Origin of the sequence: Janibacter terrae (genome assembly GCF_039636765.1) — a bacterium.
GTDB classification, from domain to species: Bacteria; Actinomycetota; Actinomycetes; order Actinomycetales; family Dermatophilaceae; genus Janibacter; species Janibacter terrae.
Genome location: NZ_CP144167.1, coordinates 2,684,941 through 2,707,474, shown reverse-complemented (window position 1 = coordinate 2,707,474; position 22,534 = coordinate 2,684,941). Strand labels below are relative to the sequence as shown.

Annotated in this window: 21 protein-coding genes and 1 riboswitch; of the genes, 9 read left to right on the top strand and 12 right to left on the bottom strand. The window is 72.8% G+C overall.

The window, feature by feature from the left end; translation table 11 throughout:
* Positions 1-43 precede the first annotated feature (43 nt).
* Positions 44-1,033, top strand: a complete 990-nt coding sequence (locus V3C34_RS13365) for an SMP-30/gluconolactonase/LRE family protein (RefSeq protein ID WP_346007370.1) — start codon at positions 44-46, stop codon at positions 1,031-1,033.
* A 27-nt stretch (positions 1,034-1,060) separates the two neighbouring features.
* Here V3C34_RS13365 and V3C34_RS13360 read toward each other — a convergent pair whose 3' ends face one another.
* The 4 genes from V3C34_RS13360 to V3C34_RS13345 are packed head-to-tail and all read right to left on the bottom strand — an operon-like array spanning position 1,061 to position 4,284.
* Positions 1,061-1,822: a hypothetical protein gene (locus tag V3C34_RS13360; RefSeq protein ID WP_345913694.1), complete on the bottom strand. Its 762-nt coding sequence runs from the start codon at positions 1,820-1,822 to the stop codon at positions 1,061-1,063.
* Positions 1,819-2,448 (bottom strand): SatD family protein, encoded by a 630-nt coding sequence (locus V3C34_RS13355; RefSeq protein WP_068423406.1) that lies wholly within the window; start codon positions 2,446-2,448, stop codon positions 1,819-1,821. The genes V3C34_RS13360 and V3C34_RS13355 overlap by 4 nt, the downstream gene beginning before the upstream one ends.
* A gap of 37 nt (positions 2,449-2,485) precedes the next feature.
* Positions 2,486-3,478 carry a dihydrofolate reductase gene (locus V3C34_RS13350; protein WP_346007369.1) on the bottom strand — a complete coding sequence of 331 codons (993 nt, stop codon included), beginning with the start codon at positions 3,476-3,478 and terminating at the stop codon, positions 2,486-2,488.
* On the bottom strand, positions 3,475-4,284 hold the full coding sequence (locus V3C34_RS13345) for a thymidylate synthase (RefSeq protein WP_338537878.1): 810 nt from the start codon (positions 4,282-4,284) through the stop codon (positions 3,475-3,477). The genes V3C34_RS13350 and V3C34_RS13345 overlap by 4 nt, the downstream gene beginning before the upstream one ends.
* Before the next feature lie 43 nt (positions 4,285-4,327).
* Between V3C34_RS13345 and dapA the strand changes: the two genes are divergently transcribed.
* Entirely contained in the window at positions 4,328-5,221 is an 894-nt protein-coding gene (gene dapA, locus V3C34_RS13340) for a 4-hydroxy-tetrahydrodipicolinate synthase (RefSeq protein WP_338537879.1), read from the top strand.
* Positions 5,218-6,903: a ribonuclease J gene (locus tag V3C34_RS13335; RefSeq protein WP_345913688.1), complete on the top strand. Its 1,686-nt coding sequence runs from the start codon at positions 5,218-5,220 to the stop codon at positions 6,901-6,903. The genes dapA and V3C34_RS13335 overlap by 4 nt, the downstream gene beginning before the upstream one ends.
* Positions 6,904-7,050: 147 nt before the next feature.
* Here V3C34_RS13335 and V3C34_RS13330 read toward each other — a convergent pair whose 3' ends face one another.
* Both V3C34_RS13330 and V3C34_RS13325 read right to left on the bottom strand, forming a co-directional pair.
* Positions 7,051-8,268 (bottom strand): aminotransferase class V-fold PLP-dependent enzyme, encoded by a 1,218-nt coding sequence (locus V3C34_RS13330; protein WP_346007368.1) that lies wholly within the window; start codon positions 8,266-8,268, stop codon positions 7,051-7,053.
* Between the two features lie 43 nt (positions 8,269-8,311).
* A riboswitch (SAM riboswitch) is annotated at positions 8,312-8,427 on the bottom strand.
* Between the two features lie 73 nt (positions 8,428-8,500).
* The gene (locus V3C34_RS13325; RefSeq protein WP_346007367.1) at positions 8,501-9,145 is read right to left on the bottom strand and encodes an A24 family peptidase; all 645 of its coding nucleotides are present in this window, start codon (positions 9,143-9,145) and stop codon (positions 8,501-8,503) included.
* 111 nt (positions 9,146-9,256) lie between these two features.
* On the opposite strand from V3C34_RS13325, the gene V3C34_RS13320 reads away from it, so the two are divergent.
* From V3C34_RS13320 to V3C34_RS13295, 6 genes are all read left to right on the top strand, one after another.
* Positions 9,257-12,073: a DNA translocase FtsK gene (locus V3C34_RS13320; protein ID WP_346007366.1), complete on the top strand. Its 2,817-nt coding sequence runs from the start codon at positions 9,257-9,259 to the stop codon at positions 12,071-12,073.
* Positions 12,074-12,140: 67 nt separating this feature from the next.
* Entirely contained in the window at positions 12,141-12,845 is a 705-nt protein-coding gene (locus V3C34_RS13315; protein WP_068423418.1) for an ion channel, read from the top strand.
* A 41-nt stretch (positions 12,846-12,886) separates the two neighbouring features.
* Entirely contained in the window at positions 12,887-14,290 is a 1,404-nt protein-coding gene (gene rimO, locus V3C34_RS13310) for a 30S ribosomal protein S12 methylthiotransferase RimO (RefSeq protein WP_068322870.1), read from the top strand.
* A gap of 41 nt (positions 14,291-14,331) precedes the next feature.
* On the top strand, positions 14,332-14,952 hold the full coding sequence (pgsA, locus tag V3C34_RS13305; RefSeq protein ID WP_346008570.1) for a CDP-diacylglycerol--glycerol-3-phosphate 3-phosphatidyltransferase: 621 nt from the start codon (positions 14,332-14,334) through the stop codon (positions 14,950-14,952).
* Positions 14,939-15,424, top strand: a complete 486-nt coding sequence (locus V3C34_RS13300) for a CinA family protein (RefSeq protein ID WP_346007365.1) — start codon at positions 14,939-14,941, stop codon at positions 15,422-15,424. The genes pgsA and V3C34_RS13300 overlap by 14 nt, the downstream gene beginning before the upstream one ends.
* 61 nt (positions 15,425-15,485) lie before the next feature.
* Positions 15,486-15,785: a helix-turn-helix domain-containing protein gene (locus V3C34_RS13295; protein WP_068322875.1), complete on the top strand. Its 300-nt coding sequence runs from the start codon at positions 15,486-15,488 to the stop codon at positions 15,783-15,785.
* A gap of 11 nt (positions 15,786-15,796) precedes the next feature.
* Here the strand turns inward: V3C34_RS13295 and V3C34_RS13290 are convergent, their stop codons facing one another.
* The 6 genes from V3C34_RS13290 to V3C34_RS13265 all read right to left on the bottom strand — a co-directional run bounded on the left by V3C34_RS13290 (position 15,797) and on the right by V3C34_RS13265 (position 22,497).
* A complete protein-coding gene (locus V3C34_RS13290) occupies positions 15,797-16,660 on the bottom strand; it encodes an Fpg/Nei family DNA glycosylase (RefSeq protein WP_068322878.1) in 864 nt (287 codons plus the stop codon).
* Between the two features lie 2 nt (positions 16,661-16,662).
* Positions 16,663-21,201, bottom strand: a complete 4,539-nt coding sequence (locus V3C34_RS13285; protein ID WP_346007364.1) for an Lhr family ATP-dependent helicase — start codon at positions 21,199-21,201, stop codon at positions 16,663-16,665.
* 33 nt (positions 21,202-21,234) lie between these two features.
* Complete coding sequence (locus V3C34_RS13280) at positions 21,235-21,546, bottom strand: hypothetical protein (RefSeq protein WP_068423421.1); 312 nt, start codon at positions 21,544-21,546, stop codon at positions 21,235-21,237.
* A gap of 63 nt (positions 21,547-21,609) precedes the next feature.
* Positions 21,610-21,846: a hypothetical protein gene (locus tag V3C34_RS13275; protein ID WP_428832169.1), complete on the bottom strand. Its 237-nt coding sequence runs from the start codon at positions 21,844-21,846 to the stop codon at positions 21,610-21,612.
* A gap of 55 nt (positions 21,847-21,901) precedes the next feature.
* Positions 21,902-22,084 (bottom strand): hypothetical protein, encoded by a 183-nt coding sequence (locus V3C34_RS13270; RefSeq protein WP_346007363.1) that lies wholly within the window; start codon positions 22,082-22,084, stop codon positions 21,902-21,904.
* On the bottom strand, positions 22,081-22,497 hold the full coding sequence (locus V3C34_RS13265) for a MarR family winged helix-turn-helix transcriptional regulator (RefSeq protein WP_346007362.1): 417 nt from the start codon (positions 22,495-22,497) through the stop codon (positions 22,081-22,083). The genes V3C34_RS13270 and V3C34_RS13265 overlap by 4 nt, the downstream gene beginning before the upstream one ends.
* Between the last annotated feature and the right edge of the window lie 37 nt (positions 22,498-22,534).

Here is a 22,534-nt window from a genome sequence, read left to right as displayed (position 1 = left end):
GCGGGCCCTCCCTTCCTCCGCCCGTCGTCCCTAGGGTGGGGTCATGGACCACCATGAGCCCACGACCGTCGAGATCACCACGGTGCCGGTGCCCGGCGCCGGAGCCGAGGACGTCCTCCTCGGGCCGGACGGGCGGGTGTGGACGGGCACCGCCGACGGGGCGGTGATCGTCATCACCCCGGACGGCCGTCGCAACGAGCGGGTCGTCGAGACCGGCGGCCGACCGCTCGGACTGGAGTGGCTGCCGGACGGCCGCCTCCTCGTGTGCGACGCACGCCGCGGCCTGCTCGCCGTCGACGTCGACGGCGACCTGGGGATCGACGAGCTCGTGACGCACGTCGACGGGACGCGTCTGGCCTTCACCAACAACGCGGCGGTCGCCGCGGACGGCACGGTCTGGTTCAGCGACTCCTCGCGTCGGTGGGGCATCGACGAGTGGAAGTCCGACCTCGTCGACCACACCCGCAGCGGTCGCCTGCTGCGCCGCGACGTCGACGGCAGCGTCGAGACCGTCCTCGACGGGCTGGCCTTCGCCAACGGCGTCGCGCTGCTCGCGGACGAGAGCGCCGTCCTCGTCGCCGAGTGCGCGCTCGGGCGGATCCGTCGGGTCGGGCTGGACGCTGGCCGGCCGGCGGCGGGTCACGTCGTGGGGGACGAAGGGAGTGCCGCCGCGCCTCCCGCGGAGCAGGTCTTCGTCGACGGGCTGCCGGGGTATCCCGACAACATCTCCCGTGGCTCCGACGGCCTCGTCTGGTCGGCGATCGCCTCCCCGCCGGACCCGGTCCTCGGCCTGCTCCAGCGCGGCCCGCAGCGGGTGCGCGACCTGGCGCTGCGGCTGCCGGACGCGCTCAAGCCGAGCCCGCGCCGCACCGTCCGGGTCACCGCCCACGACGACTCCGGCGTGCTCGTGCACGACCTCTCGGCGGACGCCACCGACTGGCACATGGCCACCGGCGTGCGGGAGCAGGACGGGCGCGTCTGGCTGGGCAGTCTCGTCGAGCCGGCGCTCGCGTGGATCGACGTGCCGCGCTGAAGCGAGGCACCCTCTCGGCCGCGGTCGTCAGGAGGCGAGCACGAGGGCGGTCATCGCGACCAGCCAGCTGACGAAGCTGCCGACGAGGAAGTACTCCGTCACCTTGTCGATCCCGATGGCTCCGGGCGAGGTGTCGTCGTCGGCGTGCGAGCGCAGCTCGGGCCAGCGGATGAGGCCCTTGGCGGCGATGACCAGCCCGGCCGCGGTCAGCTCGCCGGCGAGGCCGAGGCCGAGGATGAAGAGCCGCTCGAGCGGGCCGAGCAGCCGCCCGCCGCGCAGCTCGCCGTCGCTGCGTCCCGGGAGCGGTCGGGCCGGCAGGGCGCCCGTGGTGACGAGCACGAGGCGCACCAGGCGGTTGCCCGTGGCGAGCTGGACGAGGGCCAGGCCGGCGAGCAGGAGCGCCCGGTCGGGATCGGGCTGCCAGGGCAGGTGGCTCCACGCGAGCCAGTCGGCGAACCACCCGCCGACCGGCGGCGCCCACCCCGACCCGAGGAGCTGCGCGAGCACGGCGAGGGCGAAGACCGCGAGGGCCCGGGCGTGACCGCTCCCGCGGTCGGCCCGCTCCGCGCAGACGAGCCAGGCGACGAGGCCCACGACGGCCAGGGCGGTGAGGACGACCCCGCCCCAGGTCGTGAGCAGGCCGGCGGCGGCCGCGACGACGACGAGGACGAGCAGGCCGGCGGCCGGGACGCCACGCGTCTCGCGGCCGGCGTCGGAGGGCTGGGGGCCGAGGCTGCGCAGCAGGTCAGCGGCGCCGACGGCGACGAGCAGGGCGGCGAGCACGCTCACGGGAGGACCTCCAGGTCGGCGTCGAGGCGGATGAGCTGGTCGAGGGCGTCGACGTGGACGCGCTTGCTGACGGCAGCCGCGGAGATGTCCTCGTCGGCCGCGAGCTGGCGCTGGGTGCGGCCGGCGAGCAGCCCGCGCAGCAGGCGGACCGAGCGGTCGTCGAGCGCGGCGATGAGCAGGTCTCGGTGGCGCACGGCGGCGTCGATGGCCAGGCCCGTGGGGGAGTCCTCGCACCAGCGCGTGCGCACGACCCGGCCGTCGGCGCGGGTGCGCTCCTCGTCGTCCTTGGCGCGGGTGATCGCCTCGCGCGCCAGCCACCAGCCGGGACCGTCCTGGACGGCGCCGTCGTCGCTGAGTGCTGTCACCTCGCCGAACCCCAGGCCGTAGCGGGTGTCGACGGCGGGCAGGAGCGCCAGGCGCAGCAGCAGGGCCGCGTGGACCGCCTCGCCGCGGCGCGTCCAGGCACCCTGGAACTCGTCGCCGACGGTGATCCGCAGCGGCTGGACGGGCGAGGTCATCGTGTTGACGGTCTCGAGGGCGGTCTCGAGGGCGTCGTGCAGGGCGTGACGGTCGGGGGTGGTCCGGGATCCGACGACGTCCCCGATGAGGGTGGCCACGGTGCTCATGTCAACACCATAGGTGAATTCATCGATAAATCAACCGCTAACGTTGATCTAAACAAAAATCAACCTCTGCGGTTGATAAGGGGTTCCGTTCGTAGGTCACGAAGTCGAAGCCCTCTCGCGCCTCGCGCCGCGTCTCGTGCCACGCCGTGGGGTCGACCTCGGGGAAGAAGACCTCGGCGTCGGGCGCGGCGTCGATCTCGGTCAGCTCCAGCCGCGAGGCCAGGGCGATGGTCTGGCGGTAGATCTCGCCGCCCCCGACGACGAAGACCTCTCCGGGGCCGCCCGCGACGAGGGCCTCGGCGAGCGAGTGGACGACGACGGCGCCGGGGGCCGACCAAGCGGGGTCGGAGGTGACGACGATCGTCGTGCGCCCGGGCAGCGCGCGCCCGATGGAGTCCCAGGTGCGCCGGCCCATGATCATCACCCCGCCCATGGTCAGGGCCTTGAAGTGCGCGAGGTCCTCGGGCAGGTGCCACGGCATGCCGCCGTCGACGCCGATGGCACGGTTGGCGCCGAGCGCGGCGACGAGGACGAGCCGTTGGTCGTGGCCCAGCTCGACGAAGGGGGGCAGCCCCCCGTCACGCAGCCCCTCCAGCACGACCCGCTCGTGCGGCACGACCCGCGCCGGCAGCCCGGCCAGGGGCCACCACCGCAGGTCCGCCGCCTTGTCCGGCTCCCGCAACGTCGGCTCGCCGACCCAGTCGGTGACGTGGAAGAAGAAGTCGGCGCGCTGCTCGAGACGTCCCGCCAGCGTCGAGCGCTGCACGGTGGTGAGCGGCGACGCCGTGACGACCCGCACGCCGAGCTCCTCGTCGACCTCGCGGGTGAGCGCCTCGCTGGGCGGTGCGACGTCCTCGACGTGGCCGGCGGCGCCGCACGCCCACCAGCCGTCCATGAAGCCGGTGCCCCGGCGCAGCTGCAGCAGCACCTCGGTGCCGGAGGCGCCCTCGCGGGTCATCACCGCGTACGAGGCGGCGACGAGCGGCACGCGGCCACGCAGGTCCTCGGGGACGGGGCGGGGCCGGCTCATACGGCGATCGGCGCCTTGATGCTCGGGGCGGCCTCGTAGCCGACGAGCGTGAAATCCTCGATCTCGTAGGCGTCGATCGAGTCGCGGTGGGCGATCTCCATCCTCGGCAGCGGGCCGGGGGAGCGGGTCAGCTGCAGGTCGGCCTGCTCGAGGTGGTTGAGGTAGAGGTGCGCGTCACCGAGGGTGTGCACGAGCTCACCCGGCTCCATGTCGACCTGCTGGGCGACCATCATCGTCAGCAGCGCGTACGAGGCGATGTTGAACGGGACACCGAGGAAGACGTCGGCGCTGCGCTGGTAGAGCTGGCAGGACAAGGTGGGCCTGCCCCCTTCGCTCGCCGGCGTGACGTAGAACTGGAACATCGTGTGGCAGGGCGGCAGCGCCATGTCCCCGACCTCGGCGACGTTCCACGCGGACACGATGTGCCGCCGGCTGTCGGGGTTGGTGCGCAGGCCCTCGATGACCCCGGCGATCTGGTCGATGCTCGAACCGTCGGGTGCGGGCCACGAGCGCCACTGGTGCCCGTAGACGGGACCGAGGTCGCCCTGCTCGTCGGCCCACTCGTCCCAGATGCTGATGCCGCGCTCCTGCAGCCAGCGCACGTTGGTGTCGCCCCGCAGGAACCACAGCAGCTCGCCGATGATCGAGCGCAGGTGCAGCTTCTTGGTCGTGAGCACCGGGAAGCCCGCGGCCAGGTCGAAGCGCATCTGGTGGCCGAAGACGCTGCGGGTCCCCGTGCCGGTGCGGTCGGACTTGTCGACCCCGTGGTCGCGGACGTGCTCGAGGAGGTCGAGGTACTGGCGCATGGCGCCACGATAGACGTCCCCACCGACGGCTACCCTGAGACGCATGACGACTTCCCCCTTCGGCCGGGTGATCACCGCGATGGTGACCCCGATGACCCCAGACGGCGCGGTGGACACGAAGGGTGTCACCGACCTCGTCGAGCACCTCGTCGCCACCGGACACGACGGTGTCGTCGTCAACGGCACGACCGGCGAGTCGCCGACCCTCAGCTCCGCCGAGAGCATCGCGATGGTCGAGACCGTCAAGGAGGCCGCCGGTGACCGGTTGGCCGTGACCGCCGGTGTCGGCTCCAACAACACGGCGCACGCCATCGAGATGTCGCAGGCCGCGACCCGCGCCGGCGCCGACGCCCTGCTGGTCGTCTCGCCGTACTACAACAAGCCGACGCAGGCGGGCCTGCTCGCCCACACCCGCGCGATCGCCGACGCGGCGCAGCTGCCGATCATGCTGTACGACATCCCGGGGCGCACCGCGACCCCCTTCGCCGTGGACACGCTCATCGCGCTCGCCGACCACGAGCGGATCCTTGCCGTCAAGGACGCCAAGGGCGACCTCTGGGCCTCCTCCGAGGTCATGGCCGCGACCGACCTGCTGTGGTTCTCCGGTGCCGACGAGGTCAACCTCGCGCACCTCGCCCAGGGCGCCCACGGCGTCGTCTCCGTCGTCGGCCACGTCGCCGGGCGCGAGTACCGGGCGATGGTCGAGGCCGTCGACGCCGGTGACCTCGCCGCCGCCCGCGCGATCCACCACCGCCTCATCCCCGTGACCAACGCGATCATGTCCACCTCGCAGGGCGCGATCATGGCCAAGGCCGCCCTCGTCGAGCTCGGCGTCATCGAGCACGCGAGCGTGCGCCTGCCCTACGTCGAGGGGCCGGACGAGCACCTCGACATCCTGCGCAAGGGTCTGGCCGCCTCCGGGATCGGGGCAGCATGAGCCACCCGCACCCCGACCTGCTGCTGCCGCCCGCCCTCGCCCCGGGCGCGCTGCGCATCATCCCGCTCGGCGGCCTCGGTGAGGTCGGACGCAACATGGCGGTCATCGAGCACGAGGGCCAGCTGCTCGTCATCGACTGCGGCGTCCTCTTCCCCGAGGACCACCAGCCCGGCGTCGACCTGATCCTCCCGGACTTCGAGTACATCCTCGACCGGCTCGACGACGTGCAGGCCATCGTCCTCACGCACGGCCACGAGGACCACATCGGCGCTGTGCCCTACCTGCTCAAGCACAAGCCCGACATCCCGCTCGTCGGCTCGACGCTCACGCTGGCCCTCGTCGAGGCCAAGCTCAAGGAGCACCGGATCAAGCCCTGGACCCTCGGGGTCAAGGAGGGCGGGCGCGAGTCCTTCGGCGTCTTCGACTGCGAGTTCATCGCCGTCAACCACTCGATCCCCGACGCGCTCGCGGTCTTCGTGCGCACCGGGGGCGGCACGGTCCTGCACACCGGTGACTTCAAGATGGACCAGCTGCCGCTGGACCGTCGCCTCACGGACCTGCGGGCCTTCGCCCGCGTCGGTGAGGAGGGCGTCGACCTCTTCATGACCGACTCGACCAACGCCGAGGTGCCGGGCTTCACCACGCCCGAGCGCGAGATCGGTCCCGCGATCGACACCGTCTTCCACAAGGCGCAGCGCCGGATCATCGTCGCCTGCTTCTCCAGCCACGTGCACCGCGTCCAGCAGGTGCTCGACGCCGCCGAGCGCAACGGCCGCAAGGTCGCCATGGTCGGTCGCTCGATGGTGCGCAACATGGGCATCGCTGCGGACCTGGGGTACCTGCACGTGCCCGACCGCGTGCTCGTCGACGTCAAGAAGCTCGACAACTACCCGGACAACGAGGTCGTCCTGATCTGCACGGGCAGCCAGGGCGAGCCGATGGCGGCCCTGTCGCGCATGGCCAACCGCGACCACCGCATCGACGTGGGCGACGGGGACACCGTGCTGCTCGCCTCGAGCCTCATCCCCGGCAACGAGAACGCCGTGTACCGCGTCATCAACGGCCTCATGCGCCTGGGTGCCGACGTCGTGCACAAGGGCAACGCCAAGGTGCACGTGTCCGGTCACGCGAGCGCCGGTGAGCTGCTCTACTGCTACAACATCGTCAAGCCGCGCAATGTCATGCCGGTCCACGGCGAGTGGCGCCACCTCGTGGCCAACGCCGAGCTGGCGATCCAGACCGGGGTCGACCCCGACCACGTCGTGCTCGCCGAGGACGGTGTCGTCATCGACCTCGTCGACGGCCGCGCCCGCATCGCCGGCGCCGTGCCCTGTGGGTACGTCTACGTCGACGGCTCGAGCGTCGGCGGCACCACCGAGGAGCTGCTCAAGGACCGCCGCATCCTGCGCGACGAGGGGTTCATCTCGGTCATGGTCGTCGTCGACTCCTCGACCGGCAAGGTCATCGCCGGCCCCGAGATCACCGCCCGCGGCTTCGCCGAGGACGACGAGATCTTCACCCAGGTCAAGCCCAAGATCATCGCCGCGCTCGACGAGGCGACCAGGAAGGGCACGACCGACACCCACCAGCTGCAGCAGGTCGTGCGCCGCGCCGTCGGTGGCTGGGTCGGCGGCAAGATCCGTCGCCGCCCGATGATCATCCCGGTGGTCGTGGCGGCCTAGGAGACGGTGCCCCGGGCGTCCCAGGATTCTCGGGTGACCCGATAAACCTCGCCTTCGCAAGAGTTTGAGACTCTTGCGAAGGCGAGGTTTCTCTTGCTGAGCGAAGGGGGACTGCCGGGTCCCCCCTTCGACCTCACCCGAGGAGGGTCAGAGGGCGCGAAGGGCGCCGAGGAGCCGGTCGATGTGCGCCGGGGTGGTGCCGAGGCCCGCGCTGATCCGCACCGCGGTGTCCTGCTCGTGCTCGGAGAGCAGGTCGTCGACGAGCAGGTGCGCGCAGAACTTGCCGTCGCGCACACCGATGCCGTGGTCGTCGCCGAGGATGCGCGCGACCTCGCTGCTGTCGTGGCCGTCGACCGTGATCGCCGCGACGGGGGCGCCCTCTCCACCGCCGAAGAGCGTGTGGACGCGCACACCCTCGATCCCGGCCAGACCGCTCAGCAGTCGGATGCGCAGGGCCTGCTCGTGGTCGATGATCGCCCGCTCGCGCTCGGCGATGATCTCGCAGGCCCTCGCCAGGGCGATCGCGCCGAGGACGTTGGGGGAGCCGGCCTCGTGCCGGGCCGGACCGCAGGTCCACTCTGTCGTGTCGAGACCGACGCGGGCGGTGGCGCCGCCACCGGCGAGGTAGGGGTCGGCGGCGTCGAGCCAGTCGCTGCGGCCGACGAGCACCCCGGCGCCGAAGGGGGCGTAGATCTTGTGGCCGGAGAAGGCGACCCAGTCGATCCCGAGGGCAGCGATGTCGACCCGACGGTGCGGCGCGACCTGGGCGGCGTCGAGGGCGAAGCGGGCGTCGTGCTCGCGGGCGACCGCGGCCAGGCGCTCGATCGGCCAGTGCTCGCCCGTGACGTTGGACGCGCCCGTGGCGACGACGAGGCGGTGCTCTGCGGGGTGGTTGCGCAGGGCCTGCTCGAGGAGCTCGACGGCCTCGTCGCGGCTGTGCGGCACGGGCAGCCGCAGCGTGTCGCCCCACGGGAGGAGGGCCGCGTGGTGCTCGGAGGCGAAGACGAAGACCTTCGTGCCCGCCGGCAGCGCCCGGGCCAGCAGGTTGAAGGAGTCGGTCGTGTTGCGGGTGAAGACGACCTGGTCGTCCTCACGCGCCCCGACGAAGTCGGCGACGCTCTCGCGAGCCTGCTCGTAGCGCGAGCTGGTCACCCGGGAGGCGAAGCCGGCACCGCGGTGAACGGACGAGTAGGTCACCGCGGCGGTGGCGACCTCCTGCGCGACGGCCTCGAAGGCCGGGGTCGTCGCCCCGTGGTCGAGGTGCGCGTACTCGACGGTCGAGCCGTCGCGGTCGCGGTAGGTCAGGCCCTCCGAGACGAGGCGGGGGAGGTCGGTCGAGGTCTGCTGCACGTGGGACACGGTCATTGGGGATGCTCCTGGTCCGTCAGGGACCCGGGTGTCGACCACGAGTCCGCGCTTGCCGGGCGACAATGGCGTCGCCGGCCAGGTCGTCACCCGGAGCACCCCACCGCGGAGGAGGGTTGCCGACCAGCTAGCCGGGGCTTGTCGCTGGTACTCGTGACCTTGCGGATGACCATATCGGACACCGGTGGGTCCGTGTCGAGAGGAGGCGAGGCGCGTCTCGCCACCTGGGACGTCAGCCGAGGGCGACGGCGATGACCGCTCCGGCGACGAGGTAGGGACCGAAGGCGAGGTGCGTCCCCCGGTCGGCCCGGCGCGCGAGCAGCAGTGCGAGAGCGGCGAGTCCACCGATGACGAAGCCCACCCAGACCCCCACGACGAGGTGCGTCCAGCCGAGCCAGGCGAGCGTCGGCGCGATCGAGACCATGAGCTTGGCGTCGCCCATCCCGATCGAGCGGCCGAAGAGGAGGAAGGCGAGCGCGAGCGTCCCGCCCCCGACGAGCAGGGCCGCGAGCCCAGCCCGCTGCAACGCCTCCCACTCGCCGGTCGCGGCGGAGGCGAGGGTGAGCAGCGCGGCCTGCACGGGGACCAGGGGCAGGGTGATCGCGTTGGGCAGGCGGTGGACGTCGGCGTCCACCGCGGCGAGGACGAGGCCGGCGAGGGCCAGCGAGAGCGGTGCCGCGAGCACCGGCCACGGCAGGTCGGAGAGCCCGCGTGCGATCGCCCACCCGACGGAGGGGGCGACCGGCAGGACCCACAGGTGTCGGGGGAGGGGACCCCCTTCGTCCTCCCGCCGGTAGGTCCCGGTGCGCAGCCAGAGGTACCCGACCACGCCGCCGACGAGCGCCAGGAGGGCGACGATGAGGGTGCGTGCGTCCACGGCGGCGACGCTACTCGGCGGGTGCCGGGGCCGCTCCCCGATCTCCACAGGTTGCCGTTGTTGCGCGTGTGACGCGTGTGTCGGGCGGGGCTTTCGCCTAACCTGCGGAACATGGCCACTCGTCCGTCGACCTCCTCGCGCAGCACCAAGGGCGCCTCGTCGCGCCCCAAGGGCAGCACCCGTCCGTCGGGTCGCACGTCCGCTGCGAAGGGGAAGACCGCCGCCCCGCGCAAGAAGGCCGCGTCCGGCGGTGGTCTCCCGCTGCCGCTGGCCGCGGTCCACAGGACGTGGGTGGGCGTCGCCCACGCCACCGGCGCCGGCGTGCGCCGGATCGGCACGAGTGCCGGCGAGATCGAGCCCGAGCACCGGCGCGACGGGTGGGGCTTCCTGGCCCTCGCGCTGGCCCTGGTCGTCGCGGTCCGCGAGTGGTGGGGCCTGTCGGGCGCCTTCGGTGACGTCGTGCACGCGGTCTTCGCGGGCACCTTCGGCCGGGTGGCGTACGCGCTGCCGATCGTCCTGCTGCTCCTCGGGGTCCGCCTGCTGCGCTCGGCCGGCGAGTCCGCGGCCGACGCTCGCCTGGGCTTCGGCACGGCGGGGCTGCTCTTCGCCGTCTCCGGCCTGACGCACATCTCCAAGGACATCCCGCAGCCGCCGGACGGCGCCGGGCCCATGCGGGACGCGGGCGGCATCGTCGGCTTCCTCGCCGCGGACCCCCTGACCACGGCGGTCACGGAGTGGCCGGCCATCGTCCTGCTGGTCCTCCTCGGCCTCTTCAGCCTCCTCCTGCTCACCGGCACCCCCCTGCACGAGGTGCCGCAGCGCCTGGCCTACGTCCGGGCCGCCTTCACCGGGGAGGTCCCCTCGCACGTCACCAGCGCCGACGTCGCGGCGAAGGGGGACGCTCCCCAGGCCGCGGTCGCGCGGGCCCGGCGTCGGCGCACCTTCGACGACGACGAGAACCTGGGCGAGCGCGACGGCGACACCGCCTTCGACCAGGCCGCGGTGGTCCAGCCCGCGGGGAAGGGACGCAAGCGCAAGGGCGCCGCCGCGCCCGTCGACGCGGTCGACGAGCCGGCCGCGGATGCCGCGGCCACCGACGGTCCCCGCCCGGGGGAGAAGCGGCCGACCAAGAACCCGGTCGTCGCGCCGATCAGGAGTGCGGACAAGCCGGCCCTGGAGCCGCCGCCCACGACCCAGCTGCCGCAGCGGGTCGAGCAGCTGGCCCTGGCCGGCGACGTCACCTACACGCTCCCTGACAGCCAGCACCTCAAGCCCGGCGCACCCCACAAGGAGCGCTCGGCGGCCAACGACAAGGTCGTCGAGTCCCTGACGAGCGTCCTCGACGAGTTCGGCATCGACGCGCAGGTCACCGGGTTCCACCGCGGCCCGACCGTCACCCGGTACGTCGTCGAGCTCGGCCCGGGCGTGAAGGTCGAGCGGGTCACCGCGCTGTCGAAGAACATCGCGTACGCGGTCGCCTCGGCCGACGTGCGCATCCTCAGCCCCATCCCGGGCAAGTCCGCCATCGGCATTGAGATCCCCAATGCCGACAAGGAGATGGTCTGCCTCGGCGACGTGCTGCGGTCCGACGTCGCCCGCAACAACGAGCACCCGATGGTCATGGGCGTCGGCAAGGACGTGGAGGGCGGCTACGTCATCGCCAACCTCGCGAAGATGCCGCACCTCCTCGTCGCCGGCGCCACCGGCTCCGGCAAGAGCTCCTTCGTCAACTCGATGATCACCTCGATCCTCATGCGGGCCACGCCCGACGAGGTGCGGATGGTGCTCGTCGACCCCAAGCGCGTGGAGCTGACGGCTTACGAGGGCATCCCGCACCTCATCACGCCGATCATCACCAACGCCAAGAAGGCGGCGGAGGCCCTGCAGTGGGTCGTGCGCGAGATGGACATGCGCTACGACGACCTCGCGACCTTCGGCTACAAGCACCTCGACGACTACAACAAGGCCGTCAGGGCCGGCAAGGTCGAGCCGATCCCCGGCAGCGAGCGGGTCATCCAGCCCTACCCCTACCTGCTGGTCATCGTCGACGAGCTCGCCGACCTGATGATGGTCGCCCCGCGAGACGTCGAGGACTCGATCGTGCGCATCACCCAGCTCGCGCGCGCGGCCGGCATCCACCTCGTGCTCGCGACCCAGCGACCCTCGGTCGACGTCGTCACCGGCCTCATCAAGGCCAACGTCCCCTCACGGATGGCCTTCGCCACCTCGTCGCTCGCCGACTCGCGCGTCGTGCTCGACCAGCCGGGCGCGGAGAAGCTGCTCGGCCAGGGTGACGCGCTCTTCCTGCCGATGGGCAAGTCCAAGCCGATGCGTGTCCAGGGCGCCTGGGTCACCGAGTCGGAGATCGAGGCCGTCGTCAGCCACGTGACCGGTCAGCTCAAGCCGACCTACCGCGAGGACGTCGCCCCCGAGACGCCCAAGAAGCAGATCGACGAGGACATCGGCGACGACCTCGACGTGCTGCTCCAGGCGACCGAGCTCGTCGTCACGAGCCAGTTCGGCTCGACCTCCATGCTCCAGCGCAAGCTGCGCGTCGGCTTCGCCAAGGCCGGTCGCCTCATGGACCTGCTCGAGTCGCGCGGCGTCGTCGGTCCGTCCGAGGGCTCCAAGGCCCGCGACGTGCTCATCACGCCCGAGGACCTGCCGACCACCCTCGCCCTGATGCGCGGCGAGGAGCCGCCGGCGTCCACCGGGGACGAGGGCGACCCCCACGACGACGAGGACGAGGCCGTCGTCGTCACCGAGGCCGAGGCCGCCGCCGGGGACACCGCGGTCATCGACGTGCGCGAGGGATCACCGGCTGCGCCGCACAACCGCTACCCGACGGACCCCATCGGTACCGAGGTCGTCGAGGAGTGGACCGAGGACGACGACGAGGACGCCTGGTCCATCACCGACCGTCACTGACCGGCCGGCGCAGGAGCGGGGGCAGGATCAGCGGGCCGTCGGCGACGGGCGAGTCTAGGGTTGCCGCATGACGAAGGCCTGGTACGAGCTCGACAGCCGACCGACAGGTGCCCGGTACTGGGCCGCGGTGGTGCGCAAGCAGCCATCCGCTGTCCTCGTCGCGATCCAGCTGTTCGCGATCATCCTGCTGCCGTGGGTCGAGTCCGAACCCTGGGGACGCGTGGTCATCACGTCGTTGTCGCTGTTCGCGGTGACCTTCGGCATCTGGGTCGTGCGCTCCACCCCGGCCCTGACGTGGCTCGCGCTGCTGATCGGCTTTCCCGCCTTCGTCCTCGAGGTCTGGTCCGTCCTCGAACCTGCCGACCACGTCGTCGGCTTCACCGCGCACCTGCTCCTGGCGGTCTTCTACTTCTATGTCGCCTACGGCCTCGTCGCGTACATGTTCGCCGACACCTGGGTGACCAAGGACGAGCTGTTCGCCGTCGGTGCGGCCTTCACCGTGCTCCTCTTCGGCTTCGCCTACCTCTTCGTCGCGATCCAGACCCTCGCGCCGGGGTCCTTCATCGGGCATTCGAACGAGCCGCAGCTGACCTTCCTCGAGCTCTTGTACTACTCGGGAGCCAACCTCACGAGCGTCGGGCTGTCCGACATCACCGCCGTGCGGCCCCACGCCCGCGCGGCCACGATCATCGAGCAGCTGAGCGGCGTGCTCTACGTCGCGATGGTCATCTCGCGTCTGGTCGCTCTCACCGTGATGCGGGCTCGCAGCTGACGGTGTCCGTCGCCCCGCACCGACCACCTAGAGTGGGGGGCATGTCCGTCCCCACCCGTAGCGTCGCCCTCGTCACCCTGGGGTGTACCCGTAACGACGTGGACTCCGAGGAGCTCGCCGGGCGCCTGTCGGCGGAGGGCTGGACCCTCGTCGACGACGCGGCCGAGGCCGACGTCGCCGTCGTCAACACGTGCGGGTTCATCGAGCAGGCCAAGAAGGACTCGATCGACGCGATCCTCGAGGCGAACGACCTGCGTGAGCACGGACGCACGCAGAAGGTCGTGGCGGTCGGCTGCCTCGCCGAGCGCTACGGCAAGGAGCTGGCGGACGAGCTGCCCGAGGCCGACGCGGTCCTCGGCTTCGACTCGTATGCCGACATGTCCAGCCACCTGCGAGCGGTCCTCGACGGGCACGCCCCCGAGGCCCATACCCCGGGCGACCGCCGCAGGCTGCTGCCGATCTCCCCGGTCGAGCGGGACGCGAGCGAGCTCTCCGTGCCGGGTCACGGCGCTGGTGACCTCCCGCGCGCCCGTCTCGACGACAAGCCGTGGGCGCCGCTGAAGATCGCCTCTGGCTGCGACCGGCGCTGCGCCTTCTGCGCCATCCCGGCCTTCCGCGGCGCCTTCGTCTCGCGCCGCCCGAGCGACGTCGTGGCCGAAGGGAGGTGGCTCGCCACCCAGGGCGTGCGTGAGCTCTTCCTCGTGAGCGAGAACTCCACGTCCTACGGCAAGGACCTCGGCGACCTCGACCTCCTCGAGCAGGTCCTGCCCGAGCTGACCACGATCGAGGGCATCGAGCGCGTCCGGGTGTCCTACCTGCAGCCCGCCGAGATCCGCCCCGGCCTGCTGCGGGCGATGGCGAGCACCGAGGGTGTGGTGCCGTGGTACGACATCTCCTTCCAGCACGCCTCCGGTCCGCTGCTGCGGCGGATGCGCCGCTTCGGTGACACCGACTCCTTCCTCGGCCTCATCGAGGGCATCCGTGAGCGCCAGCCCGAGGCCGGCATCCGCTCCAACGTCATCGTCGGGTTCCCCGGGGAGACCGAGGAGGACGTCGCCGAGCTCGAGCGCTTCCTCGTCGGGGCGCGGCTCGACGTGGTCGGGGTCTTCGGGTACTCCGACGAGGACGGCACCGAGGGCGAGCTGCTCACAGACAAGATCGACCCCGATGTCATCGCCACGCGGGTCGACCGCCTCACCCGGCTCGTGGAGGAGCTCACCGCGCAGCGTGCCGAGGAGCGCATCGGCCAGGTCGTCGAGGTGCTCGTCGAGGACGTCGACGAGGAGAGCGGTGAGGTGAGCGGCCGCGCCGCGCACCAGGGCCCCGACGTCGACGGCGTCACGCTGCTGACCGGTGCGCTCGAGGGTGTCGAGATCGGCGCCTTCGTCGCTGCCGAGGTGGTCGGCACCGAGGGCATCGACCTCGTCGCGGAGGTCCTGGCGTGAGCCAGGACCATCCCACCCCGGAGGCACCGGAGGGCATCTCGATGCCGATCCCGGAGCCGAGCCCGTGGAACCTCCCCAATGCGCTGACCGTCCTGCGGATCCTGCTCGTCCCCGTCTTCGTCTGGCTCGTGCTGCGTGACGGCGGCGACGACCCGGCGACGCGCTGGTGGGCCTGGGGCGTCTTCGCCGTCGCGATCATCACCGACCGCGTCGACGGTGACCTGGCCCGGGCCAAGGGGCTGGTGACGACCTTCGGCAAGGTCGCCGACCCGATCGCCGACAAGGCACTGACGGGCGCCGGCCTCATCACGCTGTCGATGATCGGCGAGATCCCCTGGTGGATCACGGTCGTCATCATCGCCCGCGAGCTCGGCATCACGCTCCTGCGCTTCTGGGTCATCCGGCACGGGGTCATGCCGGCCAGCCGTGGCGGCAAGGTCAAGACCTTCCTCCAGGCACTGGCGATCGGGCTCTTCGTCATCCCGCTGAGCAGCCTGCCCGTCGAGTGGCTGTGGCGGGGGATCGCCTGGCTCATCCTCGTCGCCGCGCTCGTCGTGACGATCGCGACTGCGATCGACTACGTCATGAAGGCCCTGACCCTGCGGACCACGAGCGATCGCGCCCGGATGAAGCGCGCCCGTCGGGCCAGTGGCGGCCGCTGACGGCTCGCCGGCGGGTGCCGCCGGGCTGCTGGCCTCCCTTCGCGCCGTCGGGTGGTCCCTCGGCACCGCCGAGTCCCTGACGGGTGGTCGGCTCGCGGCGACGATCGTCGACGTCCCCGGGGCCTCCGCGGTCTTCCGCGGATCCGTCGTCGCCTACGACCCAGCGGTCAAGATCGAGGTCCTCGGCGTCGACCGCGAGCTGGTCGCCCGGGTCGGGACGGTCGACGAGGAGGTCGCGACGCAGATGGCGAAGGGGGCCGCCCGCGTCCTCGGCGTCGACGTCGCCATCGCGACGACCGGGGTCGCCGGCCCCGGGCCGAGCGAGGGACACCCCGCCGGGACGGTCTGGCTGGCGTGCCTGACCCCCGACGGATTACGGACGCGACGCCTGGCGTTGACGGGGGATCGGGACGCCGTGCGGTCCGGGGCGGTGGAGGCGGCACTGGACCTCGCCGTGCGGGACTCACCCTGACCGTTGTCGGGGTGGCGGGGTACGGTTGGAACCAGTAGATGCGAGGTAGGAGGTGAGCGCGATGGTGCTGCTGCGTGAGGAGCTCGGGGACGTGCTGCGCGATGCGCGCCGTGCCCAGGGCCGGACCCTGCGCGACATCTCCGCCAAGGCCTCCGTCTCCCTCGGCTACCTCAGCGAGATCGAGCGCGGGGAGAAGGAGGCGAGCTCGGAGCTGCTCGCCTCGATCTGCACCGCCCTCGAGATGCCGATGTCGCTCGTCTTCACCGAGATCGCCCAGCGGGCCGACCGCGCCGAGCGCGCCTCGGCTCCGGTGACCCTGCCGGTCGCCAACCGGTCCGAGGACGTCGTCTCCGCGGCCTGATCGGCTCGGCCTCAGGGCCGTGGCCGTCGGCGGGAGCCGAGCGGCCCCTGCGGTCGGCCGTCGTCCGTCGGCCCCACCCCTCCCTGGCACCCCGGGCAGGAGAAGAAGACCCGGTCCGGCCCCTGGCGCCCGAGAGGGGCGACCCGCACGGTCTGGCCGCAGCGTCGACAGGGGCGACCCGACCGTCCGTGCACCCACGCCCGCTGGTCGGCGCGCAGGATGCCGGTGGCCGACTGGACCGCGTGCTCCCGGCCGCGCAGCATGAGCTCGTGCAGGCGGGCGAGCAGGGCGGTGACCTCGTCGTCGCCCAGGTCCGCCGCCGGACGCCACGGGTGCAGCCGCTGGACGAAGAGCCCCTCGCTCGCCCAGAAGGTCCCCACGCCGGCGAGGACGCGCTGGTCGAGCAGCGCCGCGGCGACCGAGACCTGCTCCGGCTGCTCGCTGATCCGTCGGGCGACCAGGTCGGGGTCCCAGTCGTCCCCGAGGATGTCGGGTCCGAGGTGCCCGACGAGCCGGTGCTCCTCGTCACGCCGCACGACGTCGAGCTCACCGAGCCGCAGCCCGAGCGTCGTCCAGTCGTCGTTGCCGATGGCCGCGCGCAGGTCAGGGCGGCGAAGGGAGCGCCTCGCCGCCTCGGACCCCGCCGCCTCGACCCGCCAGGATCCCTCCATCCGCAGGTGCGTGTGCAGGGTCCAGCCCGAGTCGAAGCGGTGGAGCAGGTGCTTGCCCCGGGGCACGACCTCGTCGACGACCGCCCCGCGCAAGGGCGCCTCGTCGACCTCACCCCACCGGATGTCGACGAGCAGCGCGCGCCGGCCCGCGAGGGCAGCGTGCAGCCGCTGTGCCGTCCGCCAGACGGTGTCGCCCTCGGGCACGGTCAGCCCCGCCCGCTCGGCCGCAGCCGCAGGCCCCGCGGCGTCATCGTGAACCCGGCGTCGGTGAGGGCCCGCGCGAGCGGGTCCTGCGACCCGAGCACGGGAGCGCCGTCGGCCCGCTGCACCGTGAGGCGGCCGAGCGCGCCCCGGTGCACCGCGTCGGCGAGCCCGCGCGCGGCCAGGGCGAGGGACTCCTCGTCGCTCTCCCAGGACAGCAGCGTGCGCCCGCCGCGCTCGACGTAGAGGACGAGCTGCCCGTCCACCGCGACGACGAGTGCCCCCGCCTTGCGGCCGGGCTGGTGCCCGGAGTCCCGCTCGGGCCAGCGCAGCGCCGCTCCCCACGGGTTGGCAGGGTCGGTCGCCGCGAGCACGACCGGCCCCTCGGGAGCGCGGGTCGAGCGCACCTCGTCCACGGCGCCCGGCACCGCGAACTGCGAGGCCCCCAGCCCCTCGATGAAGTAGCCGCGCCGCACCTGGCCGGCCTCCTCGGCGGCCCCGAGCACGCGGTGGATCGCCGCGAAGCCGCCGGTGACCTCCTCGGCGACGACGGCGCCGCGCGTGACGACGCCGTGCCGGTCGAGCAAGCCCTCGGCGGCCGCGTGGATGCGCGTCGTCGGGTCGCTCTCGGCGATCGGCAACGCAGACCACCGGCCGGCGGCGCGCGAGGGCCCGCTGCGCTGAGGCAGGGCGGCACGGCCCAGCCGCGGCCGACCGCCGTACCGGCCCCGAGGGGTCGGCCGGCGCTGCGCCTTGTGCGCGGTGCGTCCACCGGCGAGCAGACCCCGGACCGGGGCAAGCGTGTCGCCGGTGACCAGCCCGCGGTGGGCGAGCGACCACAGCGTGTCGGCGAGCTCCTCGTCGTCGATCCGCTCCTCGTCCTCCGCCCGGCTGCGGGCGAGGGCGTCGGAGAGGTCGCGGAAGAAGTAGGCGCCTCCGCCGGCCAGCGCCGCGTGGACCCGCTCCTCGACATCGCCCAGACCGGACGCGTCGGGGACCGGGAGCGTCGTGTCGGCGCCGTCGGCGAGGTGCAGGCTGATCCACGCGTCGTCACCGGGGAGGCTGCCGTGGCCGGCCCAGAGCACCTGACCGGTCGCCATGAGGTCGTCGAGGATCGGCCCGACCGTGTCGTCGACGCGCGCGGGCAGGACGAGCGACTCGAGCGCGCTGGCCGGGACCGGGACCCCGCTCAGCTGCTCGACGACCCGCAGCACGCCGTCACGTCCGCGCATGCGACGCCCGACGCCCTGCCACGCCGGCAGGAAGCGTGCGTACTGCCGCGGCTCGACCGGTTCGACCTCGTGCCTCAGGGCGGCCAGCGATCGGCGCCGCAGGGTCCGCAGCACCTCGGCGTCGCAGAACTCGCCGCCCCGGCCGCCGCACTCGACGGGCAGCAGGTCGCCCTCGACGAGCCGGCCGGTCTGGACGAGGCGCCGCAGGGCGTCGGTGGCGACCGCGCGGCCGATGCCGTAGTGGGTCGCGAGGTCGGCCGCCGCGAAGGGGACGTGGGTGCGGGCATATCGTGCGACGAGGTCACCGAGCGGGTCGCTCGTCGGCTGGAGCATCGAGTCGGCGAGCCCCGGCGGCAGGCTGACGCCCAGGGCGTCGCGCAGGCGGGCGGCGTCCTCGGTGCTCGCCCAGCGGTCCTCGCCGGCGACGCGCACGGGGATGACCTGGCGGCCGCGCTCGAGCTCGGCGAGGGCGGCGCGGACGTCCTCCTCGTCGAGCCGGCTGCGTCGGTCGAGCTCGGCCACGGAGAGCGGGCCGAGCACCCGCAGCAGGTCCAGCAGGTCCTCGCCGTCGCGGGCCGCGCGCTCCGGGGTGAGGCTCTGCAGCTCGGCGGCGGTGCGCTCCACCGCGGCCGGGTCGAGGAGGTCGGACAGTGCGAGCTGCTCGCCGCGCCCGAGGAGGTCGGCGAGCAGGCTGGGGTCGAGCGTCAGGGCCGCGGCGCGCCGCTCGGCGAGGGGGGAGTCCCCTTCGTAGAGGAACTGGGCGACGTAGCCGAACATCAGTGACGCGGCGAAGGGGGAGGGCCGTGGGCTCTCGACGTCGACGAGCGTCACCCGGCGCCCGGCGATGTGCGTCATGAGCTCCGTCAGCGCCGGCACGTCGAAGACGTCCTGGAGGCACTCGCGCACGGCCTCGAGCACGATCGGGAAGTCGGAGTGACCGCTCGCGACCTCGAGCAGCGCCGCGGCCCGCTGCCGCTGCTGCCACAGCGGCTGACGTCGGTCGGGCCGGCGCCGGGGGAGCAGCAGAGCCCGGGCGGCGCACTCGCGGAAGCGCGCGGCGAAGAGCGCCGAGCCACCGATCTCCTCGGTGACCGCCCGCTCGACGTCGGCCGGGTCGAGGGTGATGAGGTCGAGGACCTGGGTGCTCACGGCGCCGGAGTCCGGCGCTGCGTCGAGCTCGATGTCCGGGAGACGCAGGACGATCCCGTCGTCCCCGTGCATCGCCTGCACGTCGATGCCGAAGCGCTCCCGCATGCGCCCGGAGATCGCGAGCGCCCACGGCGCGTGAACCTGCGCGCCGAAGGGGGAGTGCAGCGCCACCCGCCAGTCGCCGATCTCGTCGCGGAAGCGCTCGACGACGATCGTGCGGTCGTCGGGCAGGTGACCGGTGGCGGTGCGCTGCTCGTCGAGGTAGGCGAGCAGGTTGTCGCGGGCCCACTCGTCGAGGCCGGCCTGCGCGAGGCGGGCGTGCGCCCCCTTCGCGTCGAGCCCGCCGACCTCCCGGAGGAAGCCACCGACGGCGGCGCCGAGCTCCGCCGGGCGCCCGAGCTGGTCGCCGTGCCAGAAGGGCAGCTTGCCCGGCTGCCCGGGAGCGGGCGTGACGAGGACCTGGTCGTGGGTGATGTCCTCGATGCGCCAGCTGCTCGTGCCGAGGGTGAAGACGTCGCCGACGCGCGACTCGTAGACCATCTCCTCGTCGAGCTCGCCGACCCGTCGGCCGGGGCCGTCGCCGGACGCGAGGAAGACGCCGTAGAGGCCGCGGTCGGGGATCGTGCCCCCACTCGTCACCGCCAGTCGCTGCGCCCCGCGCCGCCCGACGATGGTGCCGGCGACCCGGTCCCACGTGATCCGTGGCCGCAGCTCGGCGAAGTCCTCGGACGGGTAGCGCCCGGCGAGCATGTCGAGCGTCGCGTGCAGCAGCGTCGCCGGCAAGGAGGCGAAGGGGGCCGCCCGCCGCACGAGCGCCTCCACCTCGGTGACCTGCCAGTCGTCGAGCGCGCACATCGCGACGACCTGCTGGGCGAGGACGTCGAGCGGGTTGGCGGGGACGTGCAGGGCCTCGATCTCGCCGGCGCGCATGCGCTCGACGACGACGGCGGACTGGACGAGGTCCCCGCGGAACTTCGGCAGGACGACACCGTGGCTCACGGCGCCGACCTGGTGGCCGGCGCGGCCGACGCGCTGGAGGCCGGAGGCGACCGAGGGCGGGGACTCGATCTGGACGACGAGGTCGATCGCGCCCATGTCGATGCCGAGCTCGAGGCTGCTCGTGGCGACGACGCAGGGCAGGCGGCCGGCCTTGAGGTCCTCCTCGATGAGCGAGCGCTGCTCCTTGCTCACCGAGCCGTGGTGGGCGCGGGCCAGGATGGTCTCCTGCCCCACCCGCTCGGAGTGGATCTCGTTGAGCCGCCCGGTGAGCCGCTCACCGAGTCTGCGGCTGTTGACGAAGACGAGGGTCGAGCGGTGCTGCTCGACGAGGTCGACGACCCGCTCCTCGACGTGCGGCCAGATCGACGCCCGGCGCTCCTCGCCGGCCGCAGCACCGGAGAGGTCGCCCGTCGGCTCCCCGAGGTCGGTGAGGTCGGCGACGGGGACGACGACGTCGAGCTGCCACTGCTTCGTCGACTCGGGCTGGACGATCTCGACGGGACGGCCGCCGGCGAGGAAGCGGGCGACCTCGTCGACCGGGCGCACGGTCGCGGACAGGCCGATGCGCTGGGCGGGGGACTCGAGGAGGGCGTCGAGGCGCTCGAGCGAGAGGGCGAGGTGGGCGCCGCGCTTGGTCCCGGCGAGCGCGTGGATCTCGTCGATGATGATCGTGTCGACCCCGCGCAGGGCGTCGCGGACCCCCGAGGTGAGCATGAGGAAGAGCGACTCGGGCGTCGTGATGAGCACGTCGGTCGGCGCCTTGGCGAAGGCGCGGCGCTCGTTCGCCGGGGTGTCACCCGAGCGGACGGACACGGAGACCTGCGGCGCCGGCAGTCCCAGCCGGTCGGCGGCGTGGCCGATGCCGACGAGCGGGGCGCGCAGGTTGCGCTCGACGTCGACCGCCAGGGCCTTGAGCGGGGAGATGTAGAGCACCCGGCAGCGCGCCTGCGGGTCCTCCGGTCGCGGCGTGGAGGCGAGCCGGTCGAGCGCCGAGAGGAAGGCCGACAGTGTCTTGCCCGACCCGGTCGGGGCGACGACGAGAGCGTGGCTGCCACCGCTGATCGCGCTCCACGCCCCGGTCTGGGCCTCCGTGGGCGCGGCGAAGCTGTCGCGGAACCATGCCGCGGTCGCGGGGGAGAAGCTCTCGAGGATGTCGTTGGTCATCGCAGGGACAGCCTGCCACCGACCACCGACAGCTCAGCGCTGGAGCAGCTCCAGCACCTGGTCGACCTTGCCCCCGAGCGAGTCGACCTTGCCCCCGAGCGAGTCGACCTTGCCCTCGAGCGAGTCGACCTTGCCCTCGAGCGAGTCGACCTTGCCCTCGAGCGAGGTCATCCGCGTCTCGATCGATGACATGCGCTCGCCCAGTGCCCCGACGTCCTCGGTCAGCTCGTTGAACCGGTTGGTGTGTCGTCCCTGGGTGTTGTGGATGTCAGCGATCATCGTGTAGATCGCCGAGATGTCGTTCTCGTGCTGCCGCACCTTGCGCTCGATGTCCGCCGCCGTCATCCCTCCACGATAGGCGTCCCGGCGCGACACGCCGAGGGCCCGTCGCACATCTGTGGACAACCGTCAGCTGGTCGTCACCCGCTCCCGCGCCAGCATCGCCCCGACCCTGACCCACCCGACGGTCAGTCCGACGACCAGCACCACCACGACGAGTGCCTCGATCGGTCGGGTCACGACGAAGGTCGGGATCGCGCGGTCCGGCACGGCCACCGCGCCGACGAAGGCGGCGCACAGCCCGAGCCAGCTGCCGCGCATGTTGCCCCTGTGCGCGGCGATGTTGCCCCGTCGCGCCTGGACCACCCCGAGGGTGACGGTGACGAGGGTGACGGTCGAGAGGATGTGCAGCAGGGACAGCTCACCCGTGGCGGATGTCGCGGATCCAGTACGAGCTGAGCGCGACCCAGATCATCAGCCCCGCCCAGACCCGGCCGAGGAGGACGTGACGGGCGTCCCCCTTCGTCGGCCGGAAGAGCTGGTAGCCGCCGAGCGGCAGGGCCACGAGCGCGGCGAGCAGGTGGGCGACGAGCAGCGGGGTCATGGTGACTCCTCGAGGAGGGCGGTGAGCCGGCGCACGTCGCGGGCCAGGGCCTCGGGGCTGCGTCCGATGGCGCGGACGGCGTCGTCGAAGTCCCGGCCGAGGCTCGTGCCGGCGCGGTCCAGCAGCGCGCGACCAGCCTCGGTGAGCGCCAGGGTGCGGCGGTTGCCGGATCCGGGCATCCGGGCGATGTCGATCCAGCCGTGCTCGCCCAGCCCGGTGGTCGTGCGGCTGGCGGAAGCCTCGCTCAGCCCGAGCCTCGCGGCGAGGTCACGCTGGGTCAGCCCCGGGGCGTCGCCGACCACGAGCAGGGCGAGGTAGCGCGCGTACGTCAGTCCGAAGGGGGCCAGACGCACCTCCGCGGACCGGTCGAGGGCCTTGACGAGGAGGTGGAGGTCATGGGCGAGCGTGCTCATGACCTACATACTTGCAGCAGTAAGTTACGCCCGCAAG

What these genes read in the sequence shown, in the direction of transcription:
- V3C34_RS13365 (WP_346007370.1), top strand. Translation starts at nt 44, where the DNA reads ATGGACCACCATGAGCCCACGACCGTCGAGATCACCACGGTGCCGGTG.
- V3C34_RS13355 (WP_068423406.1), bottom strand. Translation starts at nt 2,448, where the DNA reads ATGAGCACCGTGGCCACCCTCATCGGGGACGTCGTCGGATCCCGGACC.
- V3C34_RS13350 (WP_346007369.1), bottom strand. Translation starts at nt 3,478, where the DNA reads ATGAGCCGGCCCCGCCCCGTCCCCGAGGACCTGCGTGGCCGCGTGCCG.
- V3C34_RS13345 (WP_338537878.1), bottom strand. Translation starts at nt 4,284, where the DNA reads ATGCGCCAGTACCTCGACCTCCTCGAGCACGTCCGCGACCACGGGGTC.
- dapA (WP_338537879.1), top strand. Translation starts at nt 4,328, where the DNA reads ATGACGACTTCCCCCTTCGGCCGGGTGATCACCGCGATGGTGACCCCG.
- V3C34_RS13335 (WP_345913688.1), top strand. Translation starts at nt 5,218, where the DNA reads ATGAGCCACCCGCACCCCGACCTGCTGCTGCCGCCCGCCCTCGCCCCG.
- V3C34_RS13330 (WP_346007368.1), bottom strand. Translation starts at nt 8,268, where the DNA reads ATGACCGTGTCCCACGTGCAGCAGACCTCGACCGACCTCCCCCGCCTC.
- V3C34_RS13320 (WP_346007366.1), top strand. Translation starts at nt 9,257, where the DNA reads ATGGCCACTCGTCCGTCGACCTCCTCGCGCAGCACCAAGGGCGCCTCG.
- V3C34_RS13315 (WP_068423418.1), top strand. Translation starts at nt 12,141, where the DNA reads ATGACGAAGGCCTGGTACGAGCTCGACAGCCGACCGACAGGTGCCCGG.
- rimO (WP_068322870.1), top strand. Translation starts at nt 12,887, where the DNA reads ATGTCCGTCCCCACCCGTAGCGTCGCCCTCGTCACCCTGGGGTGTACC.
- pgsA (WP_346008570.1), top strand. Translation starts at nt 14,332, where the DNA reads ATGCCGATCCCGGAGCCGAGCCCGTGGAACCTCCCCAATGCGCTGACC.
- V3C34_RS13295 (WP_068322875.1), top strand. Translation starts at nt 15,486, where the DNA reads ATGGTGCTGCTGCGTGAGGAGCTCGGGGACGTGCTGCGCGATGCGCGC.
- V3C34_RS13285 (WP_346007364.1), bottom strand. Translation starts at nt 21,201, where the DNA reads ATGACCAACGACATCCTCGAGAGCTTCTCCCCCGCGACCGCGGCATGG.
- V3C34_RS13280 (WP_068423421.1), bottom strand. Translation starts at nt 21,546, where the DNA reads ATGACGGCGGCGGACATCGAGCGCAAGGTGCGGCAGCACGAGAACGAC.
- V3C34_RS13270 (WP_346007363.1), bottom strand. Translation starts at nt 22,084, where the DNA reads ATGACCCCGCTGCTCGTCGCCCACCTGCTCGCCGCGCTCGTGGCCCTG.
- V3C34_RS13265 (WP_346007362.1), bottom strand. Translation starts at nt 22,497, where the DNA reads ATGAGCACGCTCGCCCATGACCTCCACCTCCTCGTCAAGGCCCTCGAC.